The organism is Sebaldella termitidis ATCC 33386 (genome assembly GCF_000024405.1).
Lineage (GTDB): Bacteria > Fusobacteriota > Fusobacteriia > Fusobacteriales > Leptotrichiaceae > Sebaldella > Sebaldella termitidis.
Map to the genome: position 1 here is coordinate 4,389,433 of NC_013517.1, position 22,166 is coordinate 4,411,598.

The following is a 22,166-nucleotide window of genomic DNA, read 5'->3' on the forward strand; positions in this document are numbered from 1 at the left end:
GATTTGGACATTCTATTTAAATAAAAGGGGTTTATTTATATAAATTAAGGAGTCACAATATGAAAAAAACAGGAACAGCAATTATACTTTGCGGGGGCAAAAGCAGCAGAATGGGATTTGATAAAAGTAAATATGAGATTAATGGAAAGCTTCTTATAGAAATCTGTGCGGAAAAGCTCGGATCTGTCTTTGAAGAAGTTCTCCTGGTAACCAAAGATACTGATAAATTCAAAAAGCTCAGATACAAAATTATAGGAGATGATGCTGATGATTATGCTCCTGTTCTGGGGATATACAAAGGTCTTCTGGAAGCCGGATCTCATTTTTCTTTTATTATAGCCTGTGATATGCCTGTTATTAGCCTGAATTACATTAATTATCTGACGGAAAAGCTCGAAAAATCAAGCTTTCCTCAAGACGGTCTTATTTCAATGAACGGATCTTTTATCGAACCGTTTCATTCTTTTTATTCTAAAAGTATGCTTGAGAAAATAAAATATAATATCAGTATAAAGGATTATAAAATCTCAAATTTTATAAAGATGTGCAATGTTGAATTTATAAATAGCGAAACTATCAAAAAATATACCGGCAATACTGATATCTTTACCAATCTGAATTATCCATGTGATCTGGAAATTTTTTCTGATGTATTCATTAAGGAGCTTTGCCAAAATGATAAAAAATATTGAAATAATAAAATATAACAATGGATTTCTTGAAAAAACCTTTGATAACGTTGCCGAAGAAAGCAAAATAAATATTTTCGTAAACGGAAGCCACTATATAAGTCTTCTCTGCAGTAACAGCGAACTTACAGAATTGTGTACAGGCTTTCTTTTTTCCGAAGGTGTTATTTCAAGTTTCAAAGATATTAAAAATATTGAAGTTTCCTGCAATAATAATATTTTTATATCTCTTGACGAATCTATAAATTTTTTTCCCGAAAAACATAGAATTATTGTTTCCGGCTGTTCTAAAGGCAGTATTGACGAGGCGCTGATGGAACAGGACAATTTTTATTTTCCTGATTCGGAGCCATTTTATAAAATTTCTGATATTCTTAATTACATGAAGGATCTCAATTCTCATTCCGAAATTTTCAAAAAAACCGGGGGAACGCATTGCTGTGTTCTATACAGTAAAAATAAAAAAATTATATCAGAGGATATCGGACGGCATAATGCTCTTGATAAAATTATAGGAAAAAGCTTAATTTTGGATTTTAAGCCGTCTGAAAGCATTTTGCTGTTAACGGGTAGGGTATCATCTGAAATTCTTCTTAAAAGTGCAAAATTTGGTGTTAGAATTATTATTTCACGCTCTGCTCCGACAGATTTTTCCGTGAAAACTGCTTTAGGTATAAATATGACTCTGGCAGGTTTTGCAAGAGGAAATAAAATGAACATATATTCCGGTGCAGACAGACTTATTAATGCCTGATTTTTTTTAATAACAGCTTTATCCGGATTTTGTATCTCCGGATCTTTTTGTGATATCCGTACATTAGGTATACTGATTAGTTTATTATATTAATATAATGTCTATTTTTCGGTTGATTAAAGTATATCCCCAATGGTAAAATATATAAAAAATAAAGGAGAACGTTTTGATTATTAGTGCAAGCAGAAGGTGTGACATCCCAAAATACGGGAAAAAATGGCTTCTAGAAAATCTGAAACAGGAATATGTTAATGTAACTAATCCTTTTAACAGAAATCAAATAAAAAAAGTCTCATTAAAAAGTGAAGATGTTGATCTTTTTGTTTTCTGGACAAAAGACTGCTCTGATTTTACAGATGTTTTGGATTATCTGAAAAGTAAAAACATAAAATTTTTAATACAATATACAATAAACGGATATCCTCCCGAAATAGAGCCGCATACCGGCAATACAGAAAAAATTATTAATAATTTCAATGATATTAATTTACGATATCCCGGCTCTGTCTTGTGGAGATATGATCCTGTTATTCTCGCAGACAGTTTTGACCTGAAGTATCATACAAAGAAATTTTCTTATATTTTTCAAAATATAAAGCATTCTACTGCAAGATGCTATACAAGTTTTTTTGATGAATACAGAAAAAATAAAAAATTCATAGCTGCATATAATGTTAATATAAATGACTTTTCAAAATATGAAGAGATTCTTACTGAATTTGACAATATTGTAGATGGTTCGGATGTAAAGCTTGTAGTTTGTTCTGAACCGGTTAATTACATCAGCTATAAAAATGTAATAAAAGGTGCGTGCATTGATAAAGACTATATTAATGAAGTTTTAGCCCTGAACATTCAGGGAAAGCGTGATTCAGGACAGAGAAAATTCTGCAGCTGTGTAAAAAGTATCGATATCGGTGCTTATAATCAGTGCAGAACAGGCTGTAAATATTGTTATGCCTGTAATAATAACTAGTTTGTCTATTCATTCTGCCCCGTTTACTAAATAAAACCGCCGCTACAAATATATTATACAAGGAGAATAATAATTATGGAATTTTTTCAATACGGCCAAAAGGAAACAGATTATCTGAAAAAAAAAGATAAACGTCTTGCTGAAGTTATCGACAGAATCGGACCGGTTCAAAGGGAGATTATTCCTGATCTCTTTGCAGGGCTTGTAAACAGTATCGTCGGCCAGCAGATTTCTACCAAAGCTTTTATTACCATCTGGAACAGAATAAAAGATCTTTTCGGAACTGTTACTCCTGAAAGTATTCTCTCGAAATCTGCCGAAGAGCTTCAAAAATGCGGTATTACAATGAAAAAATCGGTTTACATCCGTAATATAGCTGTGGATATAATAAACGGAAGTCTTAATCTTGACGAACTTTATGAACTGCCTGATGATGAAGTCTGCCACAGATTATCCTCCCTGAATGGTATTGGTACATGGACAGCAGAAATGCTTATGACCTTTTCCATGCAGCGTCCTGATATTCTAAGCTGGGATGATCTGGCTATAAGGCGCGGCATTATGATGCTTTACAGGCACAAAAAACTGGATAAAAATCTTTTTGAGAGATACAAAAAAAGATACTCCCCGTATGGTTCAGTGGCATCCCTGTATTTATGGGAAATTTCTTTGGGAAAATAATAAAGGAGAGATAAATATGAAAAAATTACCCCCTGTGGAGAAGATCTATGAGGCATACAGTGCTTTATCAGATAACAGAGTTATTATGGAAGAAAACTCTGCAAAAGTCTTTTCCTCTGATAAAAGTAAAGAATATACAGTTACATGGAATGAAAATATATATTCATCTAACGATAATGCTTCTTACTGGCAGGGATACGCGGGTTATCCCATGATTGCAGTCTTTATGCTTCAAAAAAAGCTTTCATTTGACAACTCTGTTGCTGAATTCTTCAAAAATATAAACTGGAAAGAATTAAATACAAAATACAAAGGAAAATATTCCAAGGCTGTGGATGAAATTATGGAAAAACTGAAAAATTCGGGAATCGACACAGATAAAATATATAAAGAAACTGAAAATATCTTTGAGGAATTGAAAAATCTCGATATTCAGTGTAAAAGAAGCTCTCTGCGTCCGCCAAAATCAAAATGACCTATATAAAAAGCTGTTTCCAAGTAATACTACTTATGGAAACAGCTGTTTTTTTTTATCTTTTCAATTTTAATATATCATATGATGCTGTAAGTGTCACGGTTATACTCATTTCCTGAGCAACTGAAAAAGGAATATCCACACTCGCTGCTTTATAATCCGCAGAAAAATTTCCGCTGTTCTGCATCATTACTATTCCTGAGCCTGAATTATTGTTATAATTCCAGTACGGACTGCTGTCATTTATGTATTTTATGTCTCCTACCTCATATCCTCTGTTTCTTAAAATAACTTTTGATTTATCCACTATCTCCTGCATTGCTTTTTCATATGCCTCTAATGTGTATTTTTTCTTTAAATCCTCTGATATATCATAAGTTATTCTCCCGGGATTTTTTATTTTATAAGACTGACCTTTTTGCAGAACTTTCCCCATATCTACAGATGTTTTCATTCTTACCCTGAAAGCATGAGTTACAGTATAAACCTGTTTTTTTTCCGGTTCTGCCTCTGCTGTATTATAACTGGCTATTTCCACATTCCCTATCCCTGCTCCTCTTAATTTTTTCTCAATTCTGTCATACTTATCTTTCGCAATCTGCTTTGATGATTTTTCTGTTGTTACAGGTGACTCTACCGTATAGGTATAGTAATTTCCATAGTCATTTTTTACCAGTCTGCTTATTTCTTCCTGCTCAAGGATTCCCATAACATCATAAAATCTTTGTGTATCAAGGGAATTTATCCGCACATCTATTTTTGTCACATATCTTCCCTTTCCTTTATCACCCTGAACTGTTTCATTATTTCTTGTATATCTTGATGTTTCTATATCCTCCGATTTTATTCCCAATGATATCAAGTATTTTTTGAACTCAGTCATCGTTTTTGCATTTTCATTTGATGCCTGCTCCAATGTGCTTCCTTCAGTTTTTAATTCAAACTCTGTTACCATGATATCGGGTTTTACTTTTAATGTACCGATTCCCACAAGGTTGTTTATTGTTCCTACCACCAGATATTTTTCTCCGTATTGCTGTCTTACCCTTTCCATTTCTGCCTCAGCTGGTGACATCTCGGCTTTTAGTATGCCAAAAGACAGTAATATTGCCATTATTACCATAATCGTCTTTTTTTTCATGATTTCCTCCTTAAATTTAATTAATACACGCTGTTAAAATTTCAGTTATCTTTATTAATTATACTATCCTATGACAATTTTAACAATACTTCATTATAATAATTTCCTGATTTTGTATAATTTCAGCAAAAAAAGAAACCGAAAAAATCCGGTTTCTCTATTTTTTATATTTAATTTTTTAATGCCTGAATCGGCGGAGCCACTTTTCCGCCTCTGTTTATAAGGACAGAACAATCCAGATTATTTATATTAATTATATCGGCTTCTCCAAGCAGACCTCCAAAAACAACCCTGTCTCCGGCCTTTTTTCCCGGTACAGGTATTATTCTTACAGCTGTTGTCTTACTGTTTATCATTCCTATTGCCATTTCATCAGCTATAATTCCTGATACTACAGCTTCAGTGGTATCTCCCGGAATTGCTATCATGTCCAGACCCACAGAACAAACACATGTCATTGCCTCGAGTTTTTCCAGTGTAAGATATCCCTTACTTGTAGCTGCTATCATTCCCTGATCTTCACTCACGGGAATAAATGCTCCTGTCAGTCCTCCCACTCTGCTTGCTGCCATAGCACCGCCTTTTTTTACTGCATCATTTAGTATGGCAAGAGCAAAAGTTGTTCCGTAAGCACCTACTGATTCAAGCCCGAATTCTTCAAGAACATTGGCAACACTGTCTCCCACTGCCGGAGTAGGAGCAAGAGATAAGTCAATAATTCCAAACTCTATTTCCAGCTTATTTGCTACTTCTCTACCTATAAGCTCACCCATTCTTGTTATTTTAAAGCTTATTTTTTTTATTGTTTCTATTATCTCATCTATTTTTGCCTTTTTATCTACCTGTGCCAAAGCATGTCTTACCACTCCTGGTCCGCTTATCCCTACATTCAGTACTACATCAGCATTTTCCACCCCGTGAAAAGCTCCTGCCATAAAAGGATTATCCGGTACCGCATTAGTAAATACCACGAATTTCGCTGCTGCAAGACCATCCTGATCAGCGGAAAGCTGTGCCAGCTCCTTTACTGTTTTTCCCATCATTTTTATGGCATCCAGATTTATTCCTGACTTAGTTGATCCTACATTAACTGAAGAGCAGACTTTTGCCGTACTGCTTAGTGCTTTTGGTATACTATTGATTAACCTTATATCCCCTTTTGTAAATCCTTTATCAACTAAAGCAGAAAAACCTCCTATGAAGTCTATCCCTATCTCTGTTGCTGCTCTGTCCAGTGCTTCGGCAAATATAGTATAGTCTTCGGCATCTGTAGAATTACCTATAATAGCAATCGGAGTAACTGACACTCTTTTATTAACTATAGGAACATTATATTTACTTGATATTTCATCTGCATATTCCACAAGATTTTTCCCGTATTTTACTATTTTATTATATATATTCTCAGCTGTTTTTTCAGCACTGGGATCTATGCAGTCCAAAAGACTGATTCCCATTGTTACTGTTCTTACATCAAGACTATATGTACTAATCATATTTATTGTTTCTAATATCTCATCTGGGAGTAATAACATCTCTAATAAACCTCCTTATATTCTATGCATTGCTTTGAAGATATCTTCATGCTGTATAAATATTTTTACTTTTAAACTTTCTTCCACTGCCTTAAATTCATTTTGTATATCTTCTATGCTTCTTTGATTGTTTTTTACTTCAGTGAGCATTATCATCGCAAATATTTCATTTTCAAAAATTGTCTGTGATATATCGATTATATTTATATCCAGTTCATTCAGCTTTGCAGATACTCCGGCTACAATTCCGGTCTTGTCTGCACCCATTACAGTCACTACTACTTTACCGTCCATTTTTCCTCCTATATAAAAATTATTTACAATCTGATTATCTCACAATTACCATGAGATGTAAACATTCATTTAACTAATTTTATCATTTCTGAGATACAAATTTATTCAAAAATTTCAGAAAACAATAATACCTTCACTATAAAAGTCCTTATTTTTACTATATTAAAAAAGAGAAGACCAACTTTCTTCTCTTTTGACTGTATTTACTTATTTTTTTCTTTTATAAAGGCTATCAGCAGTGTCATATCATTATGAGTTATCCCGCTTATTCTGCTTGCCTGCCCTATTGTTTCGGGCTGTGAATATACAAGTCCGGAAATTGCAATATTACTTATACCTTTTATCTTTTCATAATCTGTATCCTTTGGAATTATCATTTCTTCCAGTTTTTTAAATTTTTCTATCTGATTTTTTTCTCTGTCGATAAAAATTTTATATTTAGAATTGATCTCTACCTGTTCCTTTACAATCTTAGATAATTTCTCTGTCTCTATGAATCTTGCCAGACCATCATATGTCATTTCTTTTCTTGCAAGAAATTCAAACGCCGAAACAGGATTATTCATGGTGTCATGACCTAGTGATATCAATATTTCATTATTTTCTTTTGTAGGATAAACAGTTATATTTCTTAGTCTTTCCAGCTCTTTTTCTATCTCTTTTTTCGCATTCTCCAGCTCTTCCAGCTTTTCCTTATCTAAAATACCTATTTCTCTGGCTTTATCAAGTAATCTCAGGAAAACATTGTCCTGTCTCAGTGTCAGTCTGTATTCTGCCCTTGAAGGAAGTACTCTGTATGGTTCGGGAGTATCTTTATTTATGATGTCATCTATAAGAACTCCTGTATACCCTTCACTTCTGTCAATAATAACAGGGGACTGCCCCTTTATTTTTCTCACTGCATTAACAGAAGCCATAAATCCCTGAACAGCAGCCTCTTCATATCCGCTGGTACCGTTAATAGTTCCTGCTGTATAAAGATTTTCAAGAACTTTTGTTTCAAGTGTCAGTTTCAGCTGATTAGCTGGTATATAATCATATTCCACAGCATAACCGTATCTCATTATCTTTGCATTTTCCAGCCCTTTTATTGTTTTCAGCATAGCGTCCTGTGCAAAAGGCGGCATTGCTGTAGTAAAGCCGTTTATATAAATTTCATTTGACTCCGTGCTTTCCTGCTCCAAAAATATCTGATGATCTGTTTTTTCAGGAAATCTTAAAACCTTTCTGTCAAGTGAAGGACAGTGTCTAGGTCCTTTGGAACTCACTATTCCTGTTACTATAGGGGAATATTTCAAAAGCTCGCTTGCTACCCTGATTGTTTCCGGTGTTGTATAAGTAAGCCATGTAGGCATTACCGAATTTTCTTCTTTCAAAGTATAATATGAAAAATATCTCGGATTTTCCTCACCTTTTAATTCCTCAATTTCAGAAAAATTTATTGTTCTTTTATCTATTCTCGGCGGTGTTGCTGTCTGGTATCTGTCCACCTCAAAGCCGTATTCACGAAGTCTGTCTGATAGTTCCTCGCTTGACTGCTCTCCCTGTCTTCCTGCCTCATATTTAACATCACCTATTATAAATCTTCCTTTTAGAAAAGTTCCTGTACATAATATAACTGCCTTGGCACCGTATTCTATTCCTACCTGGTCTTTTACCCCTGTGACTTTTTTACCGTCAAGGATCAAATCAGAAACTATTCCCTGAACTACCTCAAGATTCTCCTGTTTTTCTATTATTTCTCTCATTTTTATTCTATACCAGTATTTATCTGCCTGTGCTCTTGTTATTCTTGCTGCTAGTCCTTTGGTATGATTCAGATTTTTCAGCTGCAAATTATAGCTGTCTATATGTCTTGCCATTTCCCCGCCAAGCATTCCAAGCTCAGAAACAAGATGTGATTTTCCGGGTCCTCCTATAGAAGGATTACACGACATCATTGCTATATTATCAATAAAAATCGTAAATAAAGCTGTTTTCATTCCCAGTCTTGCCGAAGCCAAAGCTGCCTCCACCCCTGCATGTCCTGCCCCTACCACTATCACATCATAATCTGTATTCATTGTTTCTCCTCTTCATCTATAAAATTATCTTTTTTATATCTTTCTTAAAATAAAAATTACTGTATTATTATATCATATTCTTTAGAGAAAATCTTTTTTGTTTACTTTAATTTTTTATTCTGCACCTTTTATATATTACTAAAAATAAAAAGATTATCTATAAAATTTTATAAATAATCTTATCTATTCACTATTTATCTCACTCTGTTAAATCTAGTTTTATTGTACAATTCCCTCTATCGGCTATTTTCACAGCTTCTTCATTTGTCTTTACATTTCCGCAATATTTGGGTACACCTTTATCAAAGCTGATTACAAATAATCTTGAATGTGTTTTTCCTATAATATCAGGATCCTGAGCATCTACACGGAATATTAGTGCTTTTGCTTCTCCTGATTTTGTCACACGCCACTCGGCAACTCCTTCTCTTAATGCAGGAAAATGTCCAAAATTCGCATTATATACCTCTTTCATTGTTGACCATGTATTTACTCCGTCGCTTAAATCTATCCAGACTCTTGAATCATCATATACTGCAAAAACCTTCATATTTTTATAGCCGGGACATTCTTCCGCTCCATAACCGTATTCATCATCTATAGGATAAAGCTTTTTATAAATACCCGCCGGACGTTTGCAGTCCTTTGACTTCGTGGATGTATAGACACTGCTGAGCGATTCTGCCGAAAATACTGCTGCACCTGAAAAAAACAGTACCAATGCTAAAATAAGTTTTTTCATCTTTTTTCTCCTTGTTTTTATATAGAATAGCAGATATTTATTCTATTTTCAATCATACAGGTTAATTTTTAGCTGTATATTTTTATATATATAAAATAACTACTATTTTACCTTTTTTAAAAATGATCTCTGCTTTATCTGTCAATATCACATTGCTCATCAAAATAGAGCTGTCTCTTTTTATATATCTGTCTGAAAGAGGATATTTAAATCCCTTTAATGTTATTCCCTCTATCTCACTGTCAAGTGAAACCATAGAAAGCGTCTTTCCTGCCTTTCCGGCAATAGTAAAACTCTCTTCCCTGAAAAAAATCTCCTCTTTTTCTGTGAGAATTACCAGCTTATTGTATTTTTCCATAAGAAAAATATTATTCAAAGTAAAATCAATTCTTTTCCCCAAAGCTCCAACTACATATATTTTCTCATAATTCTCATACCCCATCTCTTCCAGAACAAGCTCAAAATCCGAAAAGTCCTTCTCAGGGGGAAATTTTTCTGTCTTTATTCCCATCTCAGTCACTTTATCCAGAATTTCAGGCTTTATGGAGTCCAGATCTCCATATATACATTTTGGAATATAGCCTTTTTCCAGACAGTAATTCGTTCCTCCGTCGGCACAAAAAATATCAGTATCTTTATCTATAATTTTTTTTAAAAAATTATCTTTGTAATCATACTCCCCGTTTAAGAATATAACTGCTTTCATTTAGAGTCTCCCGTATTTATTTTATTATTTTTCTGTAATTTTTATTTCTTTGCGGAATATTCATTACTTTTATTTTTGGATATCCAAAAGCTAAAACAATATGGGGAACATAATTTTCCGGTATTCCGAATTCTTCTCTCTGATCATTATCCATCTGGGAAAAGAACATACGCACTATTCCATTCCAGCAGCTTGCTATATTCAGGCTTTCTGCTGCAAGAAGCATATTTTGAGATGCAGCCGAGACATCCTCTATAGGTGTCAGATCCGCATTTTCATATGATACTATTACTATTGTCGGAGCTCCGTAAAAAAGATCCAGCATCTCATTACTGCACATTTTTTGTGTAATTTCATCTTTAGAAGCTTTCCCTGCTTCCTTTGCCAGCATATTTAATTTATCTATAAGCTCTCTGTTCTGAATAGCAGTAAAAAACCAAGGCTGTGTATTATGTCCTGTCGGTGCCCAGTTTCCTGCCTCTAATATCAGTTCCAGCTCTTCGTCTTTTATCTGTTCATCTCTTCTGAAGGCTTTTGTTGTTCTTCTTGATTTTATAACTTCTATTACATTATTCATAATTTCATCCCTTCTGCCTATTTTTCTTTTCTTATATTATAAACAGAAAACATGAGAAAATCAATCAGCTTCATTTTTTCCTTTTTATATATGCTAAATAAACAGTTTTTTCATATCCTCTATTTTTTCTCTGTAAGTACCGGGAGTGTTGTTAAATAAGGCTGATGTACCCAATACATATACACTTGCATTATTTTTATATAATATTGGTATTGTATTTTTATTTATATTACCATCTACCTCAATTAACGGAGGATTTTCCAAATCTCTAAGACAGATATTCAGTTCTTTTAATTTCTCAATTACGCTGTAATTAAAAGGCTGTCCTGCAAATCCGGGATTTACAGTCATTATTAACAGCATATCAACCAGCGAAAGATATTTTACTATTTCTGATATTGGTGTTTGCGGACTTATGGCAAGTGACGGAGAAATTCCGTTTTCTCTAAGAAACTCTATCTCTTTTTCCGGATTTTCAGATGTTTCTATATGAAATGATATATACTTCGGCTTAATGGCAGAATACATTTTCATATATTTTAACGGTGTTATAGCAGCCAGATGGATATCAAGAGGTATATCCGTATTTTTTTTTATTTCTTCCAGTATATATGGACCCATAGCCATATTATCCACAAAAATACCATCCATTACATCACAGTGCAAAAGTTTAATTTCAGCTTTTTCCAGTTCTTCTAACTCTTTTTTCAGATTCATCTGATCCGCACACATAATTGAGGCAGCAAACTGTTTCATAAAATTCCTCCTTAAATACCTGCAGGCAGGCTGATAATAAAAATTTCCCCTGTATTTTTACAGAATTCAGAGCAAAAATCATATATTATAAGCTCATTTTAGCAAGTTTTTATATTTCGTATCATTCTGTTAAAATATTATTGTCATATATCTATATTTTATTATACTCTTGCAATTATAAAAAAGTATAACTTTTATCACTAAAAATGAAATTTTTTATACTTTAGATATTATAAGTCCACATTTCAAAAGCCTGTTTTCAGTTTTTATTCAAAAAAATTAAGCAAATAACTCTTCCTTAAAGCCGGATCCAACAATTTAAATAATAAAAAAAGACAGCAAACTCATTATTTACTATCTTTTTTTAAAATATAAATATCGTGTATCATATCTTTTTCTTTATACCTTTTTACAAAAGAAGAAATTTTATTAAAACCAAGTTTTTCAGCTAGTCCTGATGATCTGTAATTTTCCGGTCTTATCAGAGCATAGATTTCTTTTTCTTCCATCTTGTGAAATGCCTGCTTTATAAAAAACATTGCAGCTTCATATGCATATCCTTTATTCCAGAATTCTTTCATAAAAATATACCCTATTTCTAAAATTCTTTTATCCTGAACCACAGAATAATGCAGACCAGCCTGCCCTGCAAATCTGCCTGACTCTTTCTCAATGATAGTAAAATAACCTGTTCCGTCTTCTCTATAACTTTTTATATTGTTATCTATCCACTCTTTTACCTCTTCATCGGAAAAAGAATGCTCCCATGCATACATGACTTCCAAATCCTTAAGCATCACAGACAGATTATCAAAATCTTCATAAGTAACTTCTTTTATTACTAATCTTTCTGTTTCCGATATTTTTTCCATATGCCCTCCAAAAATCAAACAATAAATAGTAAAAAATATTTATAAAATAAAAAAAATCCTATTAAACAATAGGAAAAAAAGTGGCGTCCCTGGCAGGACTCGAACCTGCGACCCTTTGATTAACAGTCAAATGCTCTAACCAGCTGAGCTACAGAGACAAATAATTAAAAGCTTGGCGAAGACCTATATTCCCTAGAAGTAAATCTAAGTATTGTCGGCGCAAACAGGCTTAACTACCAGGTTCGAAATGTATCTGGGTGTACCTCTGTCGCTATGTTCACCAAGCAAGGATTGTCTTAAAAAGACAATGAGAAATAAATAGTAGGATAGATATCCATCAGTAAAAACGGTATATATTTTTTAAAAAGCTTCGTCATATTAGTACTGGTCAGCTAAATATATCACTATACTTACACCTCCAGCCTATCAACCTCCTAGTCTCGAAGGTGACTTAACCATAAAGGTAGAATACTCATCTTGAAGTGGGCTTCTCACTTAGATGCTTTCAGCGATTATCCCTTCCAAACGTGACTACCCAGCTGTGCCACTGGCGTGACAACTGATTCATCAGAGGTTTGTCCATCCCGGTCCTCTCGTACTAAGGACAGATCTTCTCAATATTCTTACGCCTGCAGTGGATAGGGACCGAACTGTCTCACGACGTTCTGAACCCAGCTCGCGTGCCTCTTTAATGGGCGAACAGCCCAACCCTTGGGACCTTCTCCAGCCCCAGGATGAGACGAGCCGACATCGAGGTGCCAAACACTTCCGTCGATATGGACTCTTGGGAAGTATCAGCCTGTTATCCCCGGGGTAGCTTTTATCCGTTGAGCGACGGCCCTTCCATTCGGTACCGCCGGATCACTAAGTCCCGCTTTCGCGCCTGCTCGACCCGTCAGTCTCGCAGTCAAGCTCCCTTATGCCTTTGCACTCTTCGGTTGATTTCCATCCAACCTGAGGGAACCTTTGAACGCCTCCGTTACTCTTTAGGAGGCGACCGCCCCAGTCAAACTGCCCACCTAGCACTGTCTCACAGGTTACAAACCCATGATTAGAATTCCGACAATATATGGTTGGTATTCCACCAGTGACTCCTTTACAGCTAGCGCCATAAATTCAACGTCTCCCAACTATCCTATACACACATTGCCAAAACCCAATGCCAAGCTACAGTAAAGCTCCACGGGGTCTTTCCGTCCTACTGCAGGTAGTCGGTATCTTCACCGCCATTACAACTTCACCAAGTCTCCAGCCAAGACAGCTCCCAAATCATTTCACCATTCGTGCAGGTCGGAACTTACCCGACAAGGAATTTCGCTACCTTAGGACCGTTATAGTTACGGCCGCCGTTCACTGGGGCTTCAATTCGAATCTCTCAATCCTCCTCTTAACCTTCCAGCACTGGGCAGGTGTCAGCCCATATACGTCGCCTTTCAGCTTAGCATAGACCTGTGTTTTTGGTAAACAGTTGCTTGGGACTCTTCACTGCGACCTACTTCTGCTCCGGACGTTTCTTCCTTCACATAACATAGGTACCCCTTCTCCCGAAGTTACGGGGCCATTTTGCAGAGTTCCTTAGCTAGAGTTATCTTGTCGGCCTTATGTTTCTCACACAGTCCACCTGTGTCGGTTTACAGTACGGGCACTATTATTCTAAATAGAAGTTTTTCTCGGCAGCATAGGATTTGTAACTTCGCTTCCTTAGAAGCTCCCTATCAAGTCTCACATTTAATCAGGCGGATTTACCTACCTAATCATGCTACTCTCTTCGACATACTATTCCGTCAGTATGCTTACATACCTTTCTGCGTCACTCCATCTCTCAAACAAATAACAGTGGTATAGGAATATTAACCTATTTTCCATTCGCCTACGCTTTTCAGCCTCAACTTAGGTCCCGACTCCCCCAAAGCGGACAAACCTTCCTTTGGAAACCTTGGACTTCCGGCCAGAGGGATTCTCACCCTCTTTCTCGCTACTCATTCCTGCATTCTCACTTCTGATACCTCCAGCATGCCTTACAGCACACCTTCTTCGGCCTACAGAACGCTCTCCTACCAAACTAACTTACGTTAGTTTCCACAGCTTCGGTTTATGTCTTAGCCCCGTTACATCTTCGGCGCAGACACTCTCGACCAGTGAGCTATTACGCACTCTTTAAAGGTATGGCTGCTTCTAAGCCAACCTCCTGGTTGTTTCTGAATGTCCACCTCCTTCCCCACTTAGACATAATTAGGGACCTTAGCTGGTGGTCTGGGCTGTTTCCCTCTCGTCTGCGGACCTTGTCACCCACAGACTCACTCCTAACAATTAAACTATAGTATTCGCAGTTTGCTTGACTTCAGTAAGCTATACGCCCCCTAGGCCATACAGTGCTCTACCCCCATAGTTCTTTGTTAAGGCTGCACCTAAATGCATTTCGGAGAGAACGAGCTATCTCCTAGTTCGATTGGCTTTTCACCCCTAAACCTATCTCATCTCCCAGCATTTCAACGATGGTGAGTTCGGTCCTCCACTAAGTCTTACCTTAGCTTCAACCTGGACAGGCCTAGATCACTAGGTTTCGCGTCTATAACATGCGACTATCGCCCTATTAAGACTCGGTTTCCCTTCGGCTCCGCTTCCTTAACCTTGCCACATATCATAACTCGCAGGATGATTAACCAAAATCCACGCAGTCACCCCGAAGGGCTCCTACCGTTTGTAAGCACACGGTTTCAGGTTCTATTTCACTCCCTTACACAGGGTTCTTTTCACCTTTCCCTCACGGTACTCTCCTCTATCGGTCAACAAGAGTATTTAGCCTTACGAGATATGGTCCTCGCTGATTCACACCGAATTCCTCGTGCTCGATGCTACTCGGGATATTTAATATATACACTCAATATTACTCATACAGGACTTTCACCTTCTATGGTTTACCTTCCCAGATACATTCTAATTCTATTTCGTATATATTGACTTCAGAGCTATCCGTCATTAAACTCCCACTACCCCACACAAGCAACGCTGCTCGCTTATACACTTATGTGGTTTAGGCTCTTCCCCTTTCGCTCGCCGCTACTCAGAGAATCGTTTTTACTTTCTCTTCCTCGGGTTACTTAGATGTTTCAGTTCACCCGCTTACCTCTTTCGTAAATACCCTCCAGGTATTTAGGTTCTCCCATTCGGACATCTTAGGATCAAAGCTTCTTTGCAGCTCCCCTAAGCTTTTCGCAGCTTATCACGTCCTTCATCGGCTCTTGTTGCCTAGGCATCCTCCGTGTGCCCTTAGCGCTTTTCTTTCGATAACCTCTTTTTTACTTTCTTTCTTTCTACCTACTATTCATTTCTCATTGTCCAATTTTAACACTTTTAGTTGATTGTTCAAGGAACAATCAAAATAAAAGAAGAAGCTGCCATCTTATTTCTCCTTAGAAAGGAGGTGATCCATCCGCACCTTCCGGTACGGATACCTTGTTACGACTTCACCCCAATCGCTTACCACACCTTCAGTACTTCCTTCCCTTACGGGTTAGGCCAGCAATTTCAGGTGCAACAAACTCTCGTGGTGTGACGGGCGGTGTGTACAAGACCCGAGAACGTATTCACCGCGGCATTGCTGATCCGCGATTACTAGCGATTCCAACTTCATGAAGTCGAGTTGCAGACTTCAATCCGAACTGAGAACAGATTTCTTGATTTGCTCCATGTCACCATTTTGCTTCTCTTTGTACTGTCCATTGTAGCACGTGTGTAGCCCAGATCATAAGGGGCATGATGACTTGACGTCATCCCCACCTTCCTCCTGCTCTTCGCAGGCAGTCTCGCTAAAGTCCTCAACTTAATGTTAGTAACTAACGATAGGGGTTGCGCTCGTTGCGGGACTTAACCCAACATCTCACGACACGAGCTGTCGACAGCCATGCACCACCTGTCTTCCGGTTCCCGAAGGCACTTAAGTATCTCTACCTAATTCCGGAGATGTCAAGATCTGGTAAGGTTCCTCGCGTTGCGTCGAATTAAACCACATGCTCCACCGCTTGTGCGGGTCCCCGTCAATTCCTTTGAGTTTCAGCCTTGCGGCCGTACTCCCCAGGCGGTTCACTTATCGCATTTGCTTCGGCACAGACGATCTACTCGCCCACACCCAGTGAACATCGTTTACAGCTAGGACTACCAGGGTATCTAATCCTGTTTGCTCCCCTAGCTTTCGCACTTCAGCGTCAGTTTTTGTCCAGTGAGCTACCTTCGTCATCGGCATTCCTACATATATCTACGAATTTCACCTCTACTCATGTAGTTCCGCCCACCTTTCCAATACTCTAGAATTTCAGTTTCGTCGGCAAGCTAATGGTTGAGCCACTAGTTTTCACCGTCGACTTGAAACCCCGCCTAGATGCCCTTTATGCCCAATAATTCCGGATAACGCTTGCGACATACGTATTACCGCGGCTGCTGGCACGTATTTAGCCGTCGCTTATTCTGTTGGTACCGTCATTTTTTTCTTCCCAACTTAAAGCACTTTACAATCCGAAGACCTTCGTCGTGCACACAGAATTGCTGGATCAGAGTTACCTCCATTGTCCAATATTCCCCACTGCTGCCTCCCGTAAGAGTAAGGGCCGTATCTCAGTCCCCTTGTGGCCGTCCACCCTCTCAGGCCGGCTACCTATCATCGCCTTGGTTGTCCGTTACACTACCAACTAGCTAATAGGACGCAAAGCTCTCATATGGCATTGCTTTTCATGAATCAATGATGCCATTAATTCATTATATCAGGTCTTATCCGTCGTTTCCATCGGTTATCCCTGTCCATATGGCAAGTTCTTTACGCGTTACTCACCCGTCCGCCATGATACCCTCTCCCCGAAGGGAGTCTTCTCATCGACTTGCATGTGTTAAGCATTCTGTCAGCGTTCATCCTGAGCCAGGATCAAACTCTTCATTCAATATTTATTTCCACTACCTTAATCTTTTCTTTCTTGGCGTTTGCTTCTTCTTCTATTTTCATTGTCCTTTTGTCGGCTTCTTTTTCCGTCGACAAGATATATACTATCAAATACTTCCTTTTTTGTCAATGCTTTTTTTTCCCTTTTTTCTTTTTTTTTATTATGAATACGCTTTTTCAAGTCCTTCTATCTTCTATATCCTTTTATTTTAGGTACTTTTAGAGAATTCATTTTTTTTGAATTTTAGCTGTATTTTTATAGATTTTTTTCTGTTTTTCATTGTCAGACCTCATTTTTTTAATCGTATAATTAATTTAAATTATCATATATTTATAAAAAAAATCTGTTATCCGTAAATTAGTACAGTGACTCATTTGTTTTTTATTAAACGAGTCACTGCTTTAAATCAGATTTCTATATATCAGACCTTTACAAGTCTATCTTGTTTTTATACTATATACTTTTTTTCCATTTTTTCAGGATCATTCCCTGTTTGGCCCTTATACTAAGTATGATTTTTCCGTCTTTTCTGCTGTATATATTTTTCCCTGTAAGAAGATCTATGTATCTTTCTTCTGGTTCATCTGTCACTATTTCCAAATCTTCATAGTCATTAAATGAATTATTCAGTACTGTTATTATTACACTGTTTGGATTTGACCTTACATAGGCTACTATATCCCTTCCGTCATCCCAGTACAGCTCTTTGAATTTCCCATATACCAGTACAGGATTCTCTTTTCTTATTTTTATTACTTTTTTATACCAGAACAGCAGATCCTGGTCGGGCTCCTGCGAATATACCTCATTTTCATTTGTCAGCGACGGGTTTTTTTCATTGTCATATGTAAACTCATCCCAGAGCATAGGCTTTCTGCAGTAAGGATCTGTAGCTCCCCACATTCCTATTTCATCTCCGTAAAAAAGCATCGGAGCTCCTACATATGTCATCTGAAATACAGATATCAGCTTCAAAACATCCTTTGGTTTTATAAAAGAGCTTCTCCAGTCTATTGTAGTATTAGGATGGTAATTTGAGGCGAGATCCGGCCGTATTCCATTATACCCCTGTTCCAGCTGTTTGCCCTCTTCCAGATCTCTCCCCACCCTGTCATTTACTATTCTTGACAGCAGTCTGTCTGTATCATGCGAACCGTTCAGATTTTGTGAGGCCTGTATCGCCTGTTTAGGATACCATGTTCTTTTTTCTCTCAGCTCATTTAAAAATTCTCCGGCTTTCAGCTTATAGCTTTTATTTTTCTCATAACCCTGATTTATAAAATAACCTATTACTGTTTTCAGCCATTCATAATTCATAACCGCATCGAATTTATTCCCCTGATTTATATCATAGCTTGCATTTCCCCACAGTTCTGCAGTTATATATGTATCTTTTTTAGTACTTTTTACTACCTCACGCCACTCTATCCAAAAATCCTGATTCTCAAGGCAATTAGGAACATCCAGTCTGAAACCGTCTATTCCGTCATCTTCGTACCAATTTTTGGAAACTTTTGCATCAGGACCAAGAAGCCATTTTTTGGTTATATTGAAAATATAACTTTTGAATTCCAGATTATAGCTGTTAAACTCCGGCAATGAATCAAATCCTGCCCAGCCTGAATATTTTATATTTTCCCTGTTTTTATTTAATATTTTGTAGGCTTCTTCCTCGCTCATTCCATCTTCTATCTTTATATGCTTTGAAAAATCACTGAATTTATACCAGTTTTTATACTTGGAATTTTCTCCCTCCATAAGAACCTGGTTAAAACTCCAGTGTCTGTTGCTGCTGTGGTTAAATACACCGTCAAATATAACTCTTATCCCGTTTCTGTGCAGTTCTTTTATTAAATCTACCATTATAAGATCTGACTCCGTCCATATCCATGTCGAAGGATCCTCTGTTTCGCCGTAACCGTTTTTTCCTTTATTTTCTCCGGTCAGTTTTAGCTCCAGAAGCTTTAGTTCACTGTTATCTTTGGCATTCTTTTTTAATATATCAACATAGCTTTTGTCTCCATAAGGATTATTTTCATCTATCTCTGCATTATATCTGCTGCCGCTTGTACGTATCGTTCCCAGATCCGGCGATATATGTCTGAAATCATTCGTACCGTATTTATGGTTCTGGTATGAATAAAATACCGGATTCAGCCATACGGCATTGATGCCCAGCTCTTTCATATAAGGTATTTTTTCTCTTATGCCCTGCAGATCTCCACCGTACATTCTTGCATATTTCAGTGAAGTATTTTTTCCGCTCTCACCTTTTATCTCCCAGTCTGTCTTTTCGGAAAAATCACTTGTCCACCTGTTGGTATCGAATTTTCCTAAAGTTTCTTCTTCTGTATTCCACTTATACATCTCTTCAAAATTGCTCTCATGAAGCTTGTTTATTTCAAAATTTTCCGGTCCAAATTCATTAAATATAGGATTATTATAGCAGCTGTGGTTATAAAATCTATCTGGAAATATATTATACCAGATTGCTTCCTTTGCCCAGTTCGGTATATAAAATATTTCGATTTTATCTTTTTCAAAATTTATTTTTATTTTTCTTCCCTTTTTATTGGACAGCTTTCCGTCAAAATAATATTTTGTATTTCCATCCTCCAATATAAATACATATGAAAACTCTTTTACATCTTCTTCAAACGAAATACTTCTTTTAAAGTAATCAAAACTGTGTGTAAAATCGCTATGTCTTTCCAGTTCGTATATCTTTTCATAAATATCCTTTTCATTCAGATCTACACTTATATAAGCCCTCTCTACATCATGGAGCTGGGTTCTTATTGTAAATTCCACTTCATTCTCGGATATTTTATTCAGATAATTTAATTTTCTGAAATCATGTTTTATGGCTTTTTCAGTCTGATTCTTATCCAGCGCGTCATATGAAAGCTTCCCGGTTCCCAGTTCTCCTTTTGGAAATAAAGCACCGCTTTCTCCTACTATCAGTATAAGATTATCTTTTTCGGGAACCCATTTTTCATCAAAAATCAGCTTATATTCATAATTTCCTTCTTTTACTGCGAGTACTATCTCATACTTATTTTCCCCTGCACTTTTTAACGGAACCTCTTCTATTTCCCAGTTATTAAATGTTCCTGTTATCTGCAGCCTGTTTATTTTCTCATATCCATAATCTGTTATATCTACTATAAGTCTTTTAAACCGTGTTTTCACAAGGGAAAAAGTATTTTCCCTTGAATTATATTTTATAAGTATATCTATATTACTCTGAAAACCTGTTATGGGCTTTGGTTTTGCATCTTTATCCAGATATGTATCGAATGTATGGGCAAAGGGAGTAGTGTGATTATATGTTACTGCATAAGTAATGTTATTTTCATCCACTACTTCAAATGAATAGCTTCCGCTCTCTACTTTTTCCCATTTATAAGTATATGTAGTATCTTTCAGCTGTGTAAGTTCTTCTTCTCTGTATAAACTGTCATTTCTATATATTATTAATTTATAAATCATACAATCACTTCTTTATTTTATAGAATAAAAAGCTTTATAAGCTTTATAAGCCTCATAAATATCCGCTTTGGAAGAAACCTCAAACAAAGAGTGCATCGACAGCAATGCTGGTCCTATATCAACAGTTCTTATTCCGAAATATGCCAGAAATTTTGCTACAGTTCCGCCCCCGCCTTCGTCTACCTTGCTAAATCCGCCTACCTGATAGGCTACCTTATTTTTATCGAATATTTCTCTTATTTCATACATATATTCTGCATCAGCATCATTTGAGCCATTTTTTCCTCCATGTCCTGTATATTTGGCAACAGGAATCCCATGTGACAGCTTTGCCGAATTATTCATATCATGCACAGATTTGAAAATAGGGTCTACTCCTGCAGTAACATCGGCAGATATAGCTTTGGAATTCCAGAGAGTTTCTCTAAGCAGCTGATCATCATAATCTTTTCCAGTTAATTTCAGAAGCTTTCCCGTAAAGTATTCTATTAAACTGGAATTCAGCCCTGTACTGCCGTCACTGCCCACTTCTTCTTTATCTGCAAAATAGCATAGTACTGTTTTTTCAGGCTTTTTTATATCCAAAAGAGCTTTTAACGATGTGTAGGCACAGATTCTGTCATCCTGACCATAGGCACCTATCATTCCTCTGTCCAGACCTATATCCCTTGCCTTTAATGCCGGAACTATTTCTATCTCCGCAGAGAAAAAATCTTCTTCTTCTATTCCATAATCTTTTTTCAGATGTTCCAGTATATTGGCTTTTATCTTTTCTTTTGCATCTTTGTCTTTTACAGGTATGGAACCAAATAATACCTTCAGCTCTTCACCTTTTATTACTTCTCTTGTTTTTCTGTCATCCTGAACATTTCTTGATAAATGCGGAAGTATATCAGGTATGCAGAAAACCGGATCCTCTTCCCTTTCTCCTATTGCGAAGCTTACTTTTTTACCGTTTTTCAAAAATACTACTCCGTGAACTGCCAGCGGTGTGGCTACCCATTGATATTTTTTTATTCCGCCGTAATAATGAGTATTCAGCATCAAAAACTCTTCGTCCTCCAAAAGAGGGTTCATTTTGAGATCCAGTCTGGGTGAATCCACATGTGAAACTACCATGTTTATCCCTTTTTTCATATCTTCTTTCCCGATTATGCTCATAAGTATATTTTTATTTCTGTTATTAAAAAATATCTTATCCCCTGCTTTCAGCGACTTTACTTTTTCTATATTTTTAAATCCGTTTTTTTCCAGAATCTCCATAGTTATTTCTACTACTTCTCTTTCTGTTTTCCCGTTATTCAGGAATTCTTTATACTCTGAACCCAGCTGCTCTATCTCTTTTTTTTCTTTGTCTGTATAGCCTGTCCATAAATTCTTTTTGTTCATATATTCTACCTCCGTTTGTACTTATTTTTGCTATTTTAAAAAGCGGCTTAATATTTTTCTGATTCTTTTACTCTCATAAAAAATAACAGATTC

Annotated in this window: 16 protein-coding genes, 1 tRNA gene and 3 rRNA genes; 5 read left to right on the plus strand and 15 right to left on the minus strand. The window is 36.5% G+C overall.

Going from position 1 to position 22,166, the window contains the following annotated elements:
• Positions 1 to 59 precede the first annotated feature (59 nt).
• The 5 genes from mobA to STERM_RS20435 all read left to right on the plus strand — a co-directional run bounded on the left by mobA (position 60) and on the right by STERM_RS20435 (position 3,575).
• Complete coding sequence (gene mobA, locus STERM_RS20415) at positions 60 to 692, plus strand: molybdenum cofactor guanylyltransferase (RefSeq protein ID WP_012863521.1); 633 nt, start codon at positions 60 to 62, stop codon at positions 690 to 692.
• Positions 676 to 1,443: a formate dehydrogenase accessory sulfurtransferase FdhD gene (gene fdhD / locus STERM_RS20420; protein WP_012863522.1), complete on the plus strand. Its 768-nt coding sequence runs from the start codon at positions 676 to 678 to the stop codon at positions 1,441 to 1,443. The genes mobA and fdhD overlap by 17 nt, the downstream gene beginning before the upstream one ends.
• Before the next feature lie 166 nt (positions 1,444 to 1,609).
• The gene (locus STERM_RS20425; protein ID WP_012863523.1) at positions 1,610 to 2,419 is read left to right on the plus strand and encodes a DUF1848 domain-containing protein; all 810 of its coding nucleotides are present in this window, start codon (positions 1,610 to 1,612) and stop codon (positions 2,417 to 2,419) included.
• 75 nt (positions 2,420 to 2,494) lie between these two features.
• A complete protein-coding gene (locus STERM_RS20430; RefSeq protein ID WP_012863524.1) occupies positions 2,495 to 3,100 on the plus strand; it encodes a DNA-3-methyladenine glycosylase family protein in 606 nt (201 codons plus the stop codon).
• 16 nt (positions 3,101 to 3,116) lie between these two features.
• On the plus strand, positions 3,117 to 3,575 hold the full coding sequence (locus STERM_RS20435) for a hypothetical protein (protein WP_012863525.1): 459 nt from the start codon (positions 3,117 to 3,119) through the stop codon (positions 3,573 to 3,575).
• Positions 3,576 to 3,630: 55 nt separating this feature from the next.
• Here the strand turns inward: STERM_RS20435 and STERM_RS20440 are convergent, their stop codons facing one another.
• The 15 genes from STERM_RS20440 to STERM_RS20510 form a co-directional block, all read right to left on the minus strand.
• On the minus strand, positions 3,631 to 4,716 hold the full coding sequence (locus STERM_RS20440; protein ID WP_012863526.1) for an SIMPL domain-containing protein: 1,086 nt from the start codon (positions 4,714 to 4,716) through the stop codon (positions 3,631 to 3,633).
• Positions 4,717 to 4,886: 170 nt separating this feature from the next.
• Complete coding sequence (locus STERM_RS20445) at positions 4,887 to 6,251, minus strand: PFL family protein (protein ID WP_012863527.1); 1,365 nt, start codon at positions 6,249 to 6,251, stop codon at positions 4,887 to 4,889.
• A 15-nt stretch (positions 6,252 to 6,266) separates the two neighbouring features.
• Positions 6,267 to 6,545 carry an ACT domain-containing protein gene (locus STERM_RS20450; RefSeq protein WP_012863528.1) on the minus strand — a complete coding sequence of 93 codons (279 nt, stop codon included), beginning with the start codon at positions 6,543 to 6,545 and terminating at the stop codon, positions 6,267 to 6,269.
• A gap of 203 nt (positions 6,546 to 6,748) precedes the next feature.
• A complete protein-coding gene (gene mnmG, locus STERM_RS20455) occupies positions 6,749 to 8,608 on the minus strand; it encodes a tRNA uridine-5-carboxymethylaminomethyl(34) synthesis enzyme MnmG (RefSeq protein WP_012863529.1) in 1,860 nt (619 codons plus the stop codon).
• A gap of 199 nt (positions 8,609 to 8,807) precedes the next feature.
• On the minus strand, positions 8,808 to 9,350 hold the full coding sequence (locus tag STERM_RS20460; RefSeq protein ID WP_012863530.1) for a hypothetical protein: 543 nt from the start codon (positions 9,348 to 9,350) through the stop codon (positions 8,808 to 8,810).
• Between the two features lie 82 nt (positions 9,351 to 9,432).
• Positions 9,433 to 10,056, minus strand: a complete 624-nt coding sequence (locus STERM_RS20465; RefSeq protein ID WP_012863531.1) for a thiamine diphosphokinase — start codon at positions 10,054 to 10,056, stop codon at positions 9,433 to 9,435.
• A 16-nt stretch (positions 10,057 to 10,072) separates the two neighbouring features.
• The gene (locus tag STERM_RS20470) at positions 10,073 to 10,633 is read right to left on the minus strand and encodes a nitroreductase family protein (protein ID WP_012863532.1); all 561 of its coding nucleotides are present in this window, start codon (positions 10,631 to 10,633) and stop codon (positions 10,073 to 10,075) included.
• 93 nt (positions 10,634 to 10,726) lie between these two features.
• A complete protein-coding gene (locus STERM_RS20475) occupies positions 10,727 to 11,389 on the minus strand; it encodes a ribulose-phosphate 3-epimerase (RefSeq protein ID WP_012863533.1) in 663 nt (220 codons plus the stop codon).
• A 347-nt stretch (positions 11,390 to 11,736) separates the two neighbouring features.
• Positions 11,737 to 12,261, minus strand: a complete 525-nt coding sequence (locus STERM_RS20480) for a GNAT family N-acetyltransferase (protein ID WP_012863534.1) — start codon at positions 12,259 to 12,261, stop codon at positions 11,737 to 11,739.
• 81 nt (positions 12,262 to 12,342) lie between these two features.
• Positions 12,343 to 12,419: transfer RNA gene (locus STERM_RS20485), tRNA-Asn, on the minus strand.
• Positions 12,420 to 12,431: 12 nt separating this feature from the next.
• A 5S ribosomal RNA gene (rrf, locus tag STERM_RS20490) occupies positions 12,432 to 12,546 on the minus strand.
• Positions 12,547 to 12,619: 73 nt separating this feature from the next.
• Positions 12,620 to 15,545 (minus strand): 23S ribosomal RNA (locus STERM_RS20495).
• Positions 15,546 to 15,678: 133 nt separating this feature from the next.
• Positions 15,679 to 17,192: ribosomal RNA gene (locus STERM_RS20500) — 16S ribosomal RNA — on the minus strand.
• The 16S, 23S and 5S rRNA genes sit together here with 1 tRNA gene alongside, the layout of an rRNA operon.
• A 453-nt stretch (positions 17,193 to 17,645) precedes the next feature.
• Positions 17,646 to 20,684, minus strand: coding sequence for an alpha-amylase family glycosyl hydrolase (locus STERM_RS20505; RefSeq protein ID WP_012863535.1), 3,039 nt, complete (start codon positions 20,682 to 20,684; stop codon positions 17,646 to 17,648).
• 12 nt (positions 20,685 to 20,696) lie between these two features.
• A complete protein-coding gene (locus STERM_RS20510; RefSeq protein ID WP_012863536.1) occupies positions 20,697 to 22,073 on the minus strand; it encodes an aminopeptidase in 1,377 nt (458 codons plus the stop codon).
• Between the last annotated feature and the right edge of the window lie 93 nt (positions 22,074 to 22,166).

Excerpts from the sequence above, each read along its gene's own strand:
- mobA (WP_012863521.1), top strand. The coding sequence starts at position 60 with ATGAAAAAAACAGGAACAGCAATTATACTTTGCGGGGGCAAAAGCAGC.
- fdhD (WP_012863522.1), top strand. The coding sequence starts at position 676 with ATGATAAAAAATATTGAAATAATAAAATATAACAATGGATTTCTTGAA.
- STERM_RS20430 (WP_012863524.1), top strand. The coding sequence starts at position 2,495 with ATGGAATTTTTTCAATACGGCCAAAAGGAAACAGATTATCTGAAAAAA.
- STERM_RS20435 (WP_012863525.1), top strand. The coding sequence starts at position 3,117 with ATGAAAAAATTACCCCCTGTGGAGAAGATCTATGAGGCATACAGTGCT.
- STERM_RS20440 (WP_012863526.1), bottom strand. The coding sequence starts at position 4,716 with ATGAAAAAAAAGACGATTATGGTAATAATGGCAATATTACTGTCTTTT.
- STERM_RS20445 (WP_012863527.1), bottom strand. The coding sequence starts at position 6,251 with ATGTTATTACTCCCAGATGAGATATTAGAAACAATAAATATGATTAGT.
- STERM_RS20450 (WP_012863528.1), bottom strand. The coding sequence starts at position 6,545 with ATGGACGGTAAAGTAGTAGTGACTGTAATGGGTGCAGACAAGACCGGA.
- mnmG (WP_012863529.1), bottom strand. The coding sequence starts at position 8,608 with ATGAATACAGATTATGATGTGATAGTGGTAGGGGCAGGACATGCAGGG.
- STERM_RS20460 (WP_012863530.1), bottom strand. The coding sequence starts at position 9,350 with ATGAAAAAACTTATTTTAGCATTGGTACTGTTTTTTTCAGGTGCAGCA.
- STERM_RS20465 (WP_012863531.1), bottom strand. The coding sequence starts at position 10,056 with ATGAAAGCAGTTATATTCTTAAACGGGGAGTATGATTACAAAGATAAT.
- STERM_RS20470 (WP_012863532.1), bottom strand. The coding sequence starts at position 10,633 with ATGAATAATGTAATAGAAGTTATAAAATCAAGAAGAACAACAAAAGCC.
- STERM_RS20475 (WP_012863533.1), bottom strand. The coding sequence starts at position 11,389 with ATGAAACAGTTTGCTGCCTCAATTATGTGTGCGGATCAGATGAATCTG.
- STERM_RS20480 (WP_012863534.1), bottom strand. The coding sequence starts at position 12,261 with ATGGAAAAAATATCGGAAACAGAAAGATTAGTAATAAAAGAAGTTACT.
- STERM_RS20505 (WP_012863535.1), bottom strand. The coding sequence starts at position 20,684 with ATGATTTATAAATTAATAATATATAGAAATGACAGTTTATACAGAGAA.
- STERM_RS20510 (WP_012863536.1), bottom strand. The coding sequence starts at position 22,073 with ATGAACAAAAAGAATTTATGGACAGGCTATACAGACAAAGAAAAAAAA.